This window comes from Streptomyces sp. LMG1-1-1.1 (assembly GCF_040815545.1).
In the GTDB taxonomy this organism is placed as follows: domain Bacteria; phylum Actinomycetota; class Actinomycetes; order Streptomycetales; family Streptomycetaceae; genus Streptomyces.
On record NZ_JBFPNH010000021.1, the window covers coordinates 371,944 to 384,127 of the forward strand.

The 12,184-nt window shown below is 72.7% G+C and carries 12 protein-coding genes and 1 pseudogene; 5 read left to right on the top strand and 8 right to left on the bottom strand.

The annotated features are described in order from the left end of the window. The first annotated feature begins 16 nt into the window (after window positions 1-16). Entirely contained in the window at window positions 17-1,324 is a 1,308-nt protein-coding gene (locus tag MRBLMG1_RS12370; protein WP_367823582.1) for a M18 family aminopeptidase, read from the top strand. A gap of 28 nt (window positions 1,325-1,352) precedes the next feature. Here MRBLMG1_RS12370 and MRBLMG1_RS12375 read toward each other — a convergent pair whose 3' ends face one another. Beyond that, window positions 1,353-3,146, bottom strand: a complete 1,794-nt coding sequence (locus tag MRBLMG1_RS12375; protein ID WP_367823584.1) for an NHL domain-containing thioredoxin family protein — start codon at window positions 3,144-3,146, stop codon at window positions 1,353-1,355. A 132-nt stretch (window positions 3,147-3,278) separates the two neighbouring features. On the opposite strand from MRBLMG1_RS12375, the gene MRBLMG1_RS12380 reads away from it, so the two are divergent. Continuing rightward, window positions 3,279-3,770: an LURP-one-related/scramblase family protein gene (locus MRBLMG1_RS12380; protein ID WP_367823586.1), complete on the top strand. Its 492-nt coding sequence runs from the start codon at window positions 3,279-3,281 to the stop codon at window positions 3,768-3,770. On the opposite strand, the gene MRBLMG1_RS37305 is transcribed toward MRBLMG1_RS12380, so the two are convergent. Both MRBLMG1_RS37305 and MRBLMG1_RS12385 read right to left on the bottom strand, forming a co-directional pair. Beyond that, window positions 3,767-3,982 (bottom strand): PLP-dependent transferase, encoded by a 216-nt coding sequence (locus tag MRBLMG1_RS37305; protein ID WP_414721566.1) that lies wholly within the window; start codon window positions 3,980-3,982, stop codon window positions 3,767-3,769. The two genes, MRBLMG1_RS12380 and MRBLMG1_RS37305, sit on opposite strands and share 4 nt — an antisense overlap. Continuing rightward, window positions 3,943-4,904 (bottom strand): annotated as a pseudogene (locus MRBLMG1_RS12385) (trans-sulfuration enzyme family protein). Before MRBLMG1_RS12385 ends, MRBLMG1_RS37305 begins: the two are co-directional and overlap by 40 nt. On the opposite strand from MRBLMG1_RS12385, the gene MRBLMG1_RS12390 reads away from it, so the two are divergent. Both MRBLMG1_RS12390 and MRBLMG1_RS12395 read left to right on the top strand, forming a co-directional pair. After that, window positions 4,801-5,175 carry a hypothetical protein gene (locus MRBLMG1_RS12390; protein WP_367823716.1) on the top strand — a complete coding sequence of 125 codons (375 nt, stop codon included), beginning with the start codon at window positions 4,801-4,803 and terminating at the stop codon, window positions 5,173-5,175. The pseudogene MRBLMG1_RS12385 and the gene MRBLMG1_RS12390 overlap by 104 nt on opposite strands. Window positions 5,176-5,281: 106 nt before the next feature. Continuing rightward, window positions 5,282-5,890 (top strand): hypothetical protein, encoded by a 609-nt coding sequence (locus tag MRBLMG1_RS12395; protein WP_367823588.1) that lies wholly within the window; start codon window positions 5,282-5,284, stop codon window positions 5,888-5,890. A gap of 2 nt (window positions 5,891-5,892) precedes the next feature. Here the strand turns inward: MRBLMG1_RS12395 and MRBLMG1_RS12400 are convergent, their stop codons facing one another. Further along, window positions 5,893-6,690, bottom strand: a complete 798-nt coding sequence (locus MRBLMG1_RS12400; RefSeq protein ID WP_367823590.1) for a carbon-nitrogen family hydrolase — start codon at window positions 6,688-6,690, stop codon at window positions 5,893-5,895. A gap of 155 nt (window positions 6,691-6,845) precedes the next feature. On the opposite strand from MRBLMG1_RS12400, the gene MRBLMG1_RS12405 reads away from it, so the two are divergent. Next, window positions 6,846-7,673 (top strand): maleylpyruvate isomerase family mycothiol-dependent enzyme, encoded by an 828-nt coding sequence (locus MRBLMG1_RS12405; protein WP_367823592.1) that lies wholly within the window; start codon window positions 6,846-6,848, stop codon window positions 7,671-7,673. Window positions 7,674-7,677: 4 nt separating this feature from the next. Here MRBLMG1_RS12405 and MRBLMG1_RS12410 read toward each other — a convergent pair whose 3' ends face one another. The 4 genes from MRBLMG1_RS12410 to MRBLMG1_RS12425 form a co-directional block, all read right to left on the bottom strand. Further along, entirely contained in the window at window positions 7,678-8,982 is a 1,305-nt protein-coding gene (locus MRBLMG1_RS12410; RefSeq protein WP_367823594.1) for an MFS transporter, read from the bottom strand. After that, window positions 8,979-9,653 (bottom strand): GntR family transcriptional regulator, encoded by a 675-nt coding sequence (locus tag MRBLMG1_RS12415; protein ID WP_367823596.1) that lies wholly within the window; start codon window positions 9,651-9,653, stop codon window positions 8,979-8,981. Before MRBLMG1_RS12415 ends, MRBLMG1_RS12410 begins: the two co-directional genes overlap by 4 nt. A 105-nt stretch (window positions 9,654-9,758) precedes the next feature. Next, window positions 9,759-11,171 (bottom strand): dihydrolipoamide acetyltransferase family protein, encoded by a 1,413-nt coding sequence (locus MRBLMG1_RS12420; RefSeq protein WP_367823706.1) that lies wholly within the window; start codon window positions 11,169-11,171, stop codon window positions 9,759-9,761. A 31-nt stretch (window positions 11,172-11,202) separates the two neighbouring features. Beyond that, window positions 11,203-12,183, bottom strand: coding sequence for an alpha-ketoacid dehydrogenase subunit beta (locus MRBLMG1_RS12425; protein ID WP_367823597.1), 981 nt, complete (start codon window positions 12,181-12,183; stop codon window positions 11,203-11,205). Between the last annotated feature and the right edge of the window lies 1 nt (window position 12,184).

Genomic DNA, 12,184 nt, shown 5'->3' on the forward strand with positions numbered 1-12,184 from the left:
TGCGTAAGGTGACCCCATGAGCAGCGCAGCTTCCCGTCCTTCCGCCGGCCCCTTCGACCGCGGCCACACCGACGACCTGATGGCCTTTCTGACGGCCTCGCCGACGCCGTACCACGCCGTGGCGACCGCCGCGGAGCGGCTGGACAAGGCCGGCTTCCGCCGCGTCGAGGAGACGGCCGCGTGGGACGGGACGACGGGCGGGAAGTACGTGATCCGCGGCGGTGCGATCATCGCCTGGTTCGTGCCGGAGGGCGCCGCCCCGCACACCCCGTACCGGATCGTCGGCGCGCACACCGACTCGCCCAACCTGCGTGTGAAGCCGAAGCCCGACATGGGCACCCAGGGGTGGCGGCAGGTCGCCGTCGAGATCTACGGCGGCCCGCTGCTCAACAGCTGGCTCGACCGCGACCTGGGCCTCGCCGGCCGGCTCACCCTCCGCGACGGCTCCCAGACGCTGGTGAACATCGACCGGCCGCTGCTGCGCGTACCGCAGCTCGCCGTCCACCTGGACCGCGGGGTCAACGACGGCATGAAGCTGGAGCGCCAGCGCCACATGCAGCCGATCTGGGGCCTGGGCCCCGTCCACGAGGGCGACCTGATCGCCTTCGTCGCCGAGGAGGCGGGCGTCGACGCCGAGGACGTGACCGGCTGGGACCTGATGGTCAGCGCCATCGAGGCGCCCGCCTACCTGGGCCGCGACCGCGAGCTCCTCGCCGGTCCGCGGATGGACAACCTGATCTCGGTGCACGCGGGCGTCGCCGCGCTCGTCGCCGTCGCGGGCCGCGACGACCTCGCGTACATCCCCGTCCTCGCCGCCTTCGACCACGAGGAGAACGGCTCCGAGGCCGACACCGGCGCCCAGGGCCCGCTCCTCGGCAACGTCCTGGAGCGCTCGGTGTACGCCCGCGGCGGCGCCTACGAGGACCGCGCCCGCTCGCTCGCCGGCTCGGTCTGCCTGTCCTCCGACGTCGGCCACGCCGTGCACCCCAACTACACGGAGCGCCACGACCCGACGCACCACCCGCGGCCCAACGGCGGCCCGATCCTCAAGGTCAACGTCAACCAGCGCTACGCCACCGACGGCGCGGGGCGGGCCGCGTTCGCCGCCGCCTGCGAGAAGGCCGGCGTGCCGTGGCAGTCCTTCGTGTCCAACAACGACATGCCCTGCGGCACGACGATCGGCCCGATCACCGCCGCCCGCCACGGCATCACCACGTTCGACATCGGCATCGCCTGCCTGTCGATGCACAGCGCCCGCGAGCTCTGCGGCGCCGACGACCCGTACCTCCTCGCGAACGCCCTGGTCGCCTTCCTGGAAGGCTGACCAGGGGGGTCGCGCGTCAGGCGGTCCTTCAGCCGTCCATGCCCGCGAGGATCAGCGGCAGCCGGGCGACGCCCTCCGCCGTGACCTTCACCGGGACGCCCCAGTCCTGCTGGTGGACGTGGCAGGCCGGGTACTCGTTGGCGGGGTCGTCGTCGCAGGACGCCGCCATGGCGGAGACGTGCAGGACGCCCTCGGTGACCTCCGGGTTCAGGTCGAGCTCCCGGAAGAGGTCCGTGCCGGTGCCGTCGCCCGCCAGGAGGAGTTCCGGCGGGGTCGAGGAGACGAGGAGCCGGGTCGAGGGGCCGTAGCGGTCGTCGAGCTTCTGGCCCGTCGGGGCCTGGAAGACGACGTCAAGACGGAGCCGGCCCGGGGCGACCTCGGTGGCCTCGCGGCGGGTGCGGTGGGCGACCGCGTCGACCTGGACGGCCTCCTCCGGCAGCCGCAGCCGGGTCAGCCGGTGGCGGGCGGACTCGACGACCACGATGTCGCCGTCGACGAGGACCGCGTCGCTCGGCTCGCGCAGGTCGGTGGCGAGCGTGGTGACCTCGCCGGTGGCGGGGTCGTAGCGGCGCAGGGCGTGGTTGTACGTGTCGCTGACGGCGACCGAGCCGTCGGGCAGCGCGGTCACGCCCAGCGGGTGCTGGAGCAGGGCCTGGCCGGCGTCGCCGTCGCGGTGGCCGAAGTCGAAGAGGCCGGTGCCGACGGCGGTGTGCACGGCGCCGTCCGTGTCGATCCAGCGCACGGCGCTCGTCTCGGAGTCGGCGATCCACAGCCGGTCCTCGGTGGCGGCGAGGCCGGACGGCTGCGCGAACCACGCCTCGGCGGCGGGTCCGTCGACGAGACCCTCGTTGGTGGTGCCGGCGGCGACCTCCACGGTCCGGGTCTCCGGGTCGTACGTCCACAGCTGGTGGACGCCGGCCATCGCGATCCACACCTTGCCCTGCCACCAGGCCACGTCCCACGGCGACGACAGGTCGACCTCGAGGGCCGGCCCGGACGTGGGGGACCCCTGCCACCACTGCCGTCCGGTGCCGGCGACCAGCTCGATCGCCCCGGTCTCCGGGTCGAGGACGCGCAGCGAGTGGTTCACGGTGTCGGCGACGACGACCTTGCCGTCGGGGAGCGTCGCGAGGCCCTGCGGCTCGCGGAACACGCCCTCGCCGATGCGCCGCACGACGGTCTCGCCGTCCGCCGCCAGCTCGACGAGCTGGTGCCGGGTGGTGTCGGAGACCAGGAAGTTCCCGCCCGCGAGGAGGACGGCCTTGCCGGGGAAGCGGAGGTCGGTCGCGACCGGCTCCGGCGCCACGTAGGGCCCGTCGCCGCGCCGGAGCGTGCCCTTGGCCTCGTGCTCGGCCTCCAGCTCCTCGACGAGGGTGCGGATCGCGTTCGCGTGCCCCTCGCCGGCGTGCTGGGCGACGACGTACCCCTCGGGGTCGATCACCACGAGCGTCGGCCAGGCGCGTACGGCGTACTGCTTCCAGGTCGCGAGCTCAGGGTCGTCCAGGACGGGGTGGTGCACCTCGTAGCGCTCGACGGCGTCGACGACGGCCTGGTGCTCGGCCTCGTGCACGAACTTCGGCGAGTGCACGCCGACGATCACGAGGGTGTCGCGGTGCTTCTCCTCCAGGTCGCGCAGCTCGTCGAGGACGTGCAGGCAGTTCACACAGCAGAAGGTCCAGAAGTCGAGCAGAACGATCTTTCCTCGCAGGTCGGCGAGGGTCAGGTCGTCTCCACCCGTGTTCAGCCAGCCGCCCTTGCCGATCAGCTCGGGGGCGCGGACACGGGCACGTCGGGGCGCGGGTGCGGGCGCGGAGTCGTTCATGGTTCAAGAGTGCCGTACGGAGGGATCGCGGGGGCCGGGCGGGGCGGGGACAGCCGCGTACAGCTGCGTACAGCCCAGGCTTCACCCGCTGCTTCGGGTGAGGCGCGCGCCGTACGGGGCAGGCATGGAGCCGTGAAATATCTCGTGCGGGACAAGATCTTCGCGATCGGCGACGACTACTGGATCGAGGACGAGCGGGGCCGCCACGCCTTCCTCGTCGACGGCAAGGCCATGCGGCTGCGCGACACCCTGGAGCTGAAGGACCCCGACGGGCAGGTCCTCGTCACCCTGCGGCAGAAGATGTTCAGCCTGCGGGACGCGATGACGATCGAGCGGGACGACCGGCCCCTCGCGACCGTCCGCCGCAAACGGCTCTCCCTGCTGCGCAACCACTACCGGGTGACCCTGGTCGAGGGCACCGAACTGGACGTCAGCGGGCGCGTCCTGGACCGGGAGTTCACCGTCGAGTACGACGGCGAACTCCTCGCCCACATCTCCCGGCAGTGGTTCCACGTCCGCGAGACCTACGCGGTCAACGTGGTTCGCGAGGACGCCGACGCCGCCCTGCTCGTCGCCGTCGCCGTCTGCGTGATCCGCATGGCGGAACGCGAACGGGAGGACTAGCCGGCCTGGGCGGCGGCCTTGGTCAGCGCCTGGTCCAGGTCGTCCCACAGGTCCTCGACGTGCTCGATGCCGATCGAGACGCGGACCGTGCCGGGGCCGATGCCGGCCGCCGCGAGGGCCGCCGCGTCGAGCTGGTGGTGGGAGGTGGAGGCCGGGTGCATGACCAGCGTCTTCACGTCGCCGAGGGAGACGCTGAGGGAGGCGAGCCGCACCGACTCGACGAAGGTGCGGCCCGCGTCCCGGCCCCCGCCAGGTCGACCGAGATCACGCCGCCGCCTCCGCCGGGCAGCAGGCGGGCCGCGATCTCCCGGTCCGGGTGGCTCGCGAGGGCGGGGTGGCGGGCGGCCGCCACCGCCGGGTGCGCGGCGAGCCGGCCGGCGAGCTCGGCGGCGCTCGCGCACTGCCGCTCCATGCGCAGGGACAGCGTCTGCATGCCCCGCAGGGTGAGCCAGGCGGCGAACGGGTCGGTGGACGCGCCCTGTTCGACGGCGTGGCTCCGGACCCGGCCGTAGAGCTCCGGGTCCTTGAAGACGGCGACGCCGCCGAGGACGTCCGCGTGCCCGCCCAGGTACTTGGTGGCCGAGTGGATGACGATGTCCGCGCCGTGGTCGAAGGGCCGGCAGAGCAGCGGGGAGGCGAAGGTGTTGTCGACGGCGACCGGGATCCCGGCCCCGGCGGCGACGGCGGCGAGCGCGGGGATGTCGGAGACGCGGGTGGTCGGGTTCGCGATGGTCTCCAGGTAGAGCAGCCGGGTCTCGGGCCGCAGCGCCGCCCGCACCTCCTCCGGGTCGGTGCCGGAGACGTACGTGACGTCGACGCCCCAGCGGGTGGCGAGGTCGCCGAGCACCGCGTACGTGCCGCCGTACAGGCAGGTCTGGGCGATGACGTGGCCGCCGCTGGCGAGCAGGGTGAGTTGATCGCGCCCATCCCGGACGCGAAGGAGATGCCCGCGGTGCCCCCTTCGAGGCGGGCGACGGCGTTCTCCAGGGTGCGGACGGTGGGGTTGCCGTGGCGGTTGTAGAGGAAGGCGGTGGTGGAGGTGAAGGCGGTCGCGAGGTCGTCGGCCGAGTCGAAGGCGAAGACGTGCCCCTGGTGGAGCGGGACGCCGAGCGGCCTGCTGCCCGTGACCTCCACGTGCGGCGGGTGGACGGCGAGCGTCTCGGGGCGCGGCGACGGGTCGGCGGAGGAGAACGAGTCGGTGGCGTGCGGGTCGGCGGAGGAGAACGAGTCCGCGGCGTGCGGGTCGGCGGAGGAGAACGAGTCGGTGGCGTGCGGGTCGGCGGAGGAGAACGAGTCCGCGGCGTGCGGGGCGGCGGAGGAGAACGAGTCCGCGGCGTGCGGGGCGGCGGAGGTCGGGTCCGCGGCGGCGTACGGGGCGGCGGCGGAGGGCGAGTTGACGGCGTGATCCCGGTCTGCGTGGCTCATGTTCCCAGTGTCGGGACGCGCCGTTTGCCTTCCCAGGTCCAATCCCCGCAGATTGGTTCGACACGCAGGCCGAGGAAGGAGACCGCATGCACCGCACCGTCACCCCGTTCACGCTCCGCCCGTGGCGGGAGGGGAAGGGGTACGACCGGCGGGCCGGCTGGCGGGGCGACTCCGCCGAGTTCGGCGGGATCACCGTGGAGGCCCCGCTGCGGCAGAGCGTGCCGCAGCTGGCCGTGACGGAGCTGCGGGGCGGTCTGCTGCCGCCGGCCTCGTACGAGACGCGGGGCGTCCACACGGACGTCGCGCGGCTGCCGACCCTGAACCGGGCGACCCTCCGCGTCGGCGACGCCCTCGTGTCGATGACCCGCAACCGCCTCGGCGCGACGGCCCGTCAGCGGGCGCTGCACCTGCGGTACGGCGGCGACCGCTACCGGCTGTGGGCGCGGGACCGGCGTTCCTGGGTGCTGACCCGCGAGGCGGACGACGAGGACCCGGGCGTCACCGTGGCCGTGCGCGGCGCCGGGCGCGGGAAGCGCCGCCGGCTCGACGTCACGGTGTCGGGCCGGGCGGGCGCCGCCGATCTGTCCCTGGCGCTGGTGTTCGCGGGGGTGGACCGTGCGGCCCTCACCCGCGGCGGCGCGGTGCGCGCGGGCCTCTCCCGGATCACCGGCTTCTGGGCCGAGTCGCAGTACTGACCTCAGGCCCGGCGTGGTGCGGCGATGCCGAGGACGCGGTCCTTGAGGGCCGGGAACTGCTCGCGGGTGGTCGTGACCTTCGCGGGGTCGAGGACGACCCGGAGGATCTCCTCGTCGGGTCCGGCCTCGGCGAGGACCTCTCCCCAGGGGTCGACGACGATCGAGTGGCCGGCCTGCTCGACGCCCGCGTGGGTGCCGGCGGTGCCGCAGGCGAGGACGTAGGCCTGGTTCTCGACGGCGCGGGCGCGGGCCAGGAGCGTCCAGTGGCCGCGGCGGAGGGCTGGCCAGCCGGCCGGGACGACGAAGGCCTGGGCGCCGGCGTCGACCAGGCCGCGGAACAGCTCGGGGAAGCGCAGGTCGTAGCAGGTGCCGACGCCGAGGGTGAGGTGCGGCAGGTCGACGGTGACGAGGTCCTCGCCGGCGGCCATCAGCACGGCCTCGCCCTTGTCGAAGCCGAACCGGTGGATCTTCCGGTACGAGGCGGCGAGTTCGCCGTCGGGGGAGAGGACGAGCGAGGTGTTGTAGAGGGCGCCGCCCTCCGCCTCGACGAAGGAGCCGGCGTGCAGCCAGACCCCGGCGTCGCGGGCGGCGGCCGCCATCGCCGCGTGGGTGGGCCCGTTCAGGGGCTCGGACTCGGCGGCGAAGAGGTCGGACGCGAAGGCGCCGACGGTCCACAGTTCCGGCAGGACCACGAGGTCGGCGCGGCCGGATTCCTCCCGTACGAGACGTGCCGCTCGGGCACGCCGGGTGTCGACCGGTTCGTCCGGGTCTACCGCGATCTGGATCAGCGAGGCGCGCACACTACCACCGTCCTGGCATTCGAGCCGTCAACACCGGCCTACGATCGTCACACGAAAGCACTGCCGGGGTGCCTTCGGGCAGCGTAACTTAGCGTCCGAGCCGCCCACCCAGTCGTGTTTTCAGCCCGCGCACCGAAGAACCGCCGAGGGGTCCCGTGACCGTCCATCCCAGCCTCCAGAACTACGCCGACGCCTGGACCCATTCCATCGAGGCGATAGCCGAGCTGGTGCAGCCGCTCGTGGAGGGCGAATGGAACCGGCCGACACCGTGCGTCGGCTGGTCGGTGCGCGACATCGTGTCCCATGTCATCGGCATGGAGACGGAGATGCTCGGCGACCCGCGGCCGATCCACTCCCTGCCCCGCGATCTGTACCACGTACGCAGTGACTTCGCGCGCTACATGGAGGTACAGGTCGATGTGCGGCGGCACCACACCGCGCCGGAGATGACCTCGGAGCTGGAGTACATCCTGATCCGCCGGGCGCGGCAGCTGCGCAACGAGAACCGCTCCCCCGAGCACCTGATCCGCGCTCCCCTGGGTGCCGAGCAGTCCCTCGAACTGGCCTACCGGCTGCGCGCCTTCGACGTGTGGGTGCACGAGCAGGACCTGCGGACGGCGCTCGGTGCGCCGGGCAACCTGGACTCGCCCGGCGCGCACGTCACCCGGGACCTGCTCCTGGAGGCGCTGCCCAAGGTGGTCGCCAAGGACGCCGGGGCGCCGCCGTCCTCGGCGGTGGTCCTCGACGTGACCGGTCCGGTGGAGTTCCTGCGGACGGTGCGGGTCGACGCGGACGGCCGCGGTTCGATCGACGGCGCGCCGTCGCTGGGCCCCGCGGTGACGCTGGCGACGGACTGGGAGACGTTCGTCCGTCTCGCCTGCGGCCGGGTCCGGCCGTCCGACGTGGCCGACCGGGTCAAGGCGGAGGGCGACGAGGACCTGGCGCGGGCCATCCTGGACAACTTCGCGGTGACGCCCCGGTAGGTCGCTACGCGGGCACGTGGACGGCCTCCACGCGGCTGGCCACGAGCCGTTCCCGTTCCCTGCGGTGGGTACGGGCCTTGAGGCGCAGGATCTGCACCACGCCGACCGCCTCCAGGACGAAGACCGACGAGAACGCGATCCGGTAGTTGCCGCCGGTCGCGTCGAGCAGCACGCCCACGGCGAGCAGCGTGGTCATCGAGGCCACGAAACCGCCCATGTTGACGATGCCGGAAGCGGTGCCCTGACGCTCGGGCGGGTTGGCGGGCCGGGCGAAGTCGAAGCCGATCATCGACGCGGGCCCGCAGGCGCCCAGGACCGCGCAGAGGGTGACGAGCAGCCACATCGGGGCGTGGTCGCCGGGGTACACGAGCGTGGTGCCCCACAGCAGGGCGGTGGCCGCGACGGTGCCGAGGGCGAGCGGGGCGCGGGCCGTGTGGTGGCGGGCGATGATCTGCCCGTACGCGAGGCCGACGACCATGTTCGAGAGCACCACCAGGGTGAGCAGTCCCCCGGCGGTGGACCGGGACAGGCCTTGCGCCTCGACGAGGAACGGCAGCCCCCAGAGCAGCAGGAACACCATCGCGGGGAACTGGGTGGTGAAGTGGACCCACATGCCGAGCCGGGTGCCGGGTTCCCGCCACGACCGGGCGATCTGGCGGCGTACGAAGGCGGCGCCCGCGTGCGTGGCGGGCTGGGGCTCGTATCCCTCGGGGTGGTCCTTGAGGAACAGCAGCAGCAGGACGAGGACGACGACGCCCGCGAGCGAGCTGCCGACGAAGGTGGTCGTCCAGCCGAGGCCGTGCAGGGCGCGGGCGATGAAGACGGTGGAGACGAGGTTGCCCGCCATGCCGAAGAGGGCGGCGACCTGGCCGATGAGCGGGCCGCGGCGGGCCGGGAACCAGCGGGAGCCGAGCCGCAGGACGCTGATGAACGTCATGGCGTCGCCGCAGCCGAGGAGGGCGCGGGAGGCGAGCGCGGTGCCGTACGAGGGGGAGAGCGCGAAGCCGAGCTGGCCGACGGTGAAGAGGACGACGCCGAGGGCCAGGACCTTCTTGGTGCCGAGCCGGTCGACCATGAGGCCGACGGGTATCTGCATGCCCGCGTAGACGAGCAGCTGGAGTATGGAGAAGGTGGAGAGCGCGGAGGCGTTGACGTCGAAGCGGTCGGCGGCGTCCAGGCCCGCGACGCCCAGGGACGTCCGGAAGATGACGGCGACGAAGTAGACGGCGACGCCGACGCCCCAGACGAGCGCGGCCCGGCGGCCGCCGGGCGGGTCGCCGGGGAGGGTGACGGCGGAGGACCTGTTCACCGGTCCTCACCCCGGACCAGGACCTTGACCCAGCTGAGGTGCCGGCGGACGCAGCGGGCAGCGCCCTCGACGTCGCCCGCGCGGATCCGGTCGAGGATCTCGGCGTGCTCGGTGATGTTCTTGGCGACGCGGTCGGGCTGGGACTGCATGACGGCGACGCCCATGCGCAGTTGGCGGTCGCGGAGCTGGTCGTAGAGGCGGGAGAGGATCTGGTTGCCGGCGTGGCGGACGATCTCGGCGTGGAAGCAGCGGTCGGTGACGGCGACTTCGGCGAGGTCGCCGGCCTCCGCGCGGCGCTTCTGCTCCTCCAGGAGCTCTTCGAGGCGGGCGATCAGCGCGGCGGGCGCGGGCACGGCCCGGCGGACGGCGAACTCCTCGACGAGCAGCCGGGTCTCGACGACGTCGGCGATCTCCTGGGCGGAGACGGCGAGGACGAGGGCGCCCTTCTTGGGGTAGAGCTTGAGCAGCCCTTCCATCTCCAGCTTGAGGAGCGCCTCGCGGACGGGGGTCCTCGACACCCCGACGGCGTCGGCGAGTTCGCCCTCGGTGAGGAGGGTGCCCCCCTCGTAGCGCCGGTCGAGTACGGCCTGCTTGACGTGCATGTAGACACGGTCGGCGGCGGGTGGCTGCTTGGTGGGCAGCGGGACGGGACCGGCTGGCGCTGATGGCATGCGCACAGCATAGATACAACAGAGGTGCAACAAACAGGCCCGTCCGCGATACGGACGGGCCTGTTTCACGTGAAACGGTCACATCGGGGCGTTACGCCCTGATGGTCACGACCAGGTGATGAGCCGCTTCGGCTGCTCCAGGACCGCGGCGATGTCCGCCAGGAACTTGGAGCCGAGCTCGCCGTCGACCAGGCGGTGGTCGAAGGAGAGGGCCAGCGTGGTGACCTGGCGCGGCTTCACCTTGCCCTTGTGGACCCACGGCTGGAGCTTGATCGCGCCGACCGCGAGGATCGCGGACTCGCCGGGGTTCAGGATGGGCGTACCGGTGTCGACGCCGAAGACGCCGACGTTGGTGATGGTGAAGGTGCCGCCCTGCATCGCCGCCGGGGTGGTCTTGCCCTCGCGGGCGGTGGCGACGAGCTCGCTCAGCGACTTCGAGAGCTCGGGCAGGGTCTGGGCGTGCGCGTCCTTGATGTTCGGCACGATCAGACCGCGCGGGGTGGCCGCGGCGATGCCCAGGTTCACGTAGTGCTTGAGGACGATCTCCTGCGCCGCCTCGTCCCAGGCCGCGTTGATCTCCGGGTTGCGCTTGACCGCGACGAGCACGGCCTTGGCGATGAGGAGGAGTGGGTTGACCCGCAGGCCCGCCATGTCCTTGTCGGACTTGAGCTCCTCGACCAGCTTCATCGTGCGCGTGATGTCGAAGGTCACGAACTCGGTGACGTGCGGCGCGGTGAAGGCCGAACCGACCATCGCCGCCGCCGTCGCCTTCCGCACGCCCTTGATGGGCACACGGGTCTCGCGGGCGTCGGACGCGCCCGCCGTCGCCGCGGCGGGCACCGCCGCCGGGGCCGCCACGGGTGCCGGGGCCTCGACGACCGGCGCGGGCGCCGGAGCGGCCACCGGAGCGGCCGCCGCGTGGACGTCCTCACGGGTGATGATGCCGTCCGGGCCGGTCGGGGTGACCGTCGCCAGGTCGACGCCGAGGTCCTTCGCGAGCTTCCGGACCGGCGGCTTGGCCAGCGGCCGGTCACCGGCCGGACCGTGCCCGTTGAGCTGCTCCGGTACGGAGACGGCGACGGGTGCGGGGGCCGCGACGGGTGCGGGGGCGCTCGCACCCGCCGGGTCCGACACCGCCTTGCGCGCCCGGCGCTTGGTGGAGCTGGCGGCCACGCCGTAGCCGACGAGGACCGGCTGGCGGCCCTTGGGCTCGTCGTCCTCGGCCGCCGGGGCGGCGGGGGCCGCCACCACCGGGGCGGCCTCGGCCACCGGGGCCTCGGCCACGGGCGCGGCGCCGCCGCCGACGTTCACCGAGATGATGACCTGGCCGACGTCGACCGTCGTCCCCTCGGGGAAGAGCAGCTCGTGGACCGTGCCGTCGAACGGGATCGGCAGCTCGACGGCGGCCTTGGCCGTCTCGACCTCGATCACGACCTGGCCGTCGGTGACGGTGTCACCGGGCTGGACGTACCACTTGAGGATCTCGGCCTCGGTGAGGCCCTCGCCCACGTCGGGCATCTTGAATTCGCGGATCGTCACGGTGCTCTCCTCAGTACGCCAGCGAGCGGTCGACGGCGTCGAGCACGCGGTCCAGGCCCGGCAGGTACTCCTCCTCCAGGCGCGCCGGCGGGTACGGCGCGTGGTAGCCACCGACCCGCAGGACGGGGGCCTCCAGGTGGTAGAAGCAGCGCTCGGTGATCCGGGCGGCGATCTCCGCGCCGGAGCCGAAGAACACCGGCGCCTCGTGGACGACGACCAGGCGGCGGGTCTTCTCGACCGAGGCCTGGATGGTGTCGAAGTCCAGCGGGGAGATCGAACGCAGGTCCACGACCTCGATCGACTTGCCCTCCTCGGCGGCGGCCTCGGCCACCTCCAGGCAGGTCTTCACCATCGGGCCGTAGGCCACCAGGGTGAGGTCCGTGCCCTCGCGGGCGACCCGCGCCTTGTGCAGCTCGCCGGGGATGGCCTCGGTGTCGACCTCGCCCTTGTCCCAGTAGCGGCGCTTGGGCTCGAAGAAGATGACCGGGTCGTCGCTCTGGATCGCCTGCTGGAGCATCCAGTAGGCGTCGGAGGAGTTCGCCGGGGTGACGACCTTGAGGCCCGCGACGTGCGCGAAGAGCGACTCGGGGGACTCGGAGTGGTGCTCGACCGCGCCGATGCCGCCGCCGTACGGGATGCGGATGACGACCGGCATCTTCACGGTGCCGAGCGAACGGGCCCGGATCTTCGCCAGCTGGGTGACGATCTGGTCGTACGCCGGGAAGACGAAACCGTCGAACTGGATCTCCACGACCGGCCGGTAGCCGCGCAGCGCGAGGCCGATCGCGGTGCCCACGATGCCGGACTCGGCGAGCGGGGTGTCGACGACGCGGTCCTCGCCGAAGTCCTTCTGCAGACCGTCGGTGATCCGGAAGACTCCGCCGAGCTTGCCGACGTCCAGACCCATGATGACGACCTTGGGGTCGGTCTCCAGGGCCTTGCGCAGCGACTCGTTGAGCGCCTTCGCGAGGGGAAGCTTCTGAACGGCCATG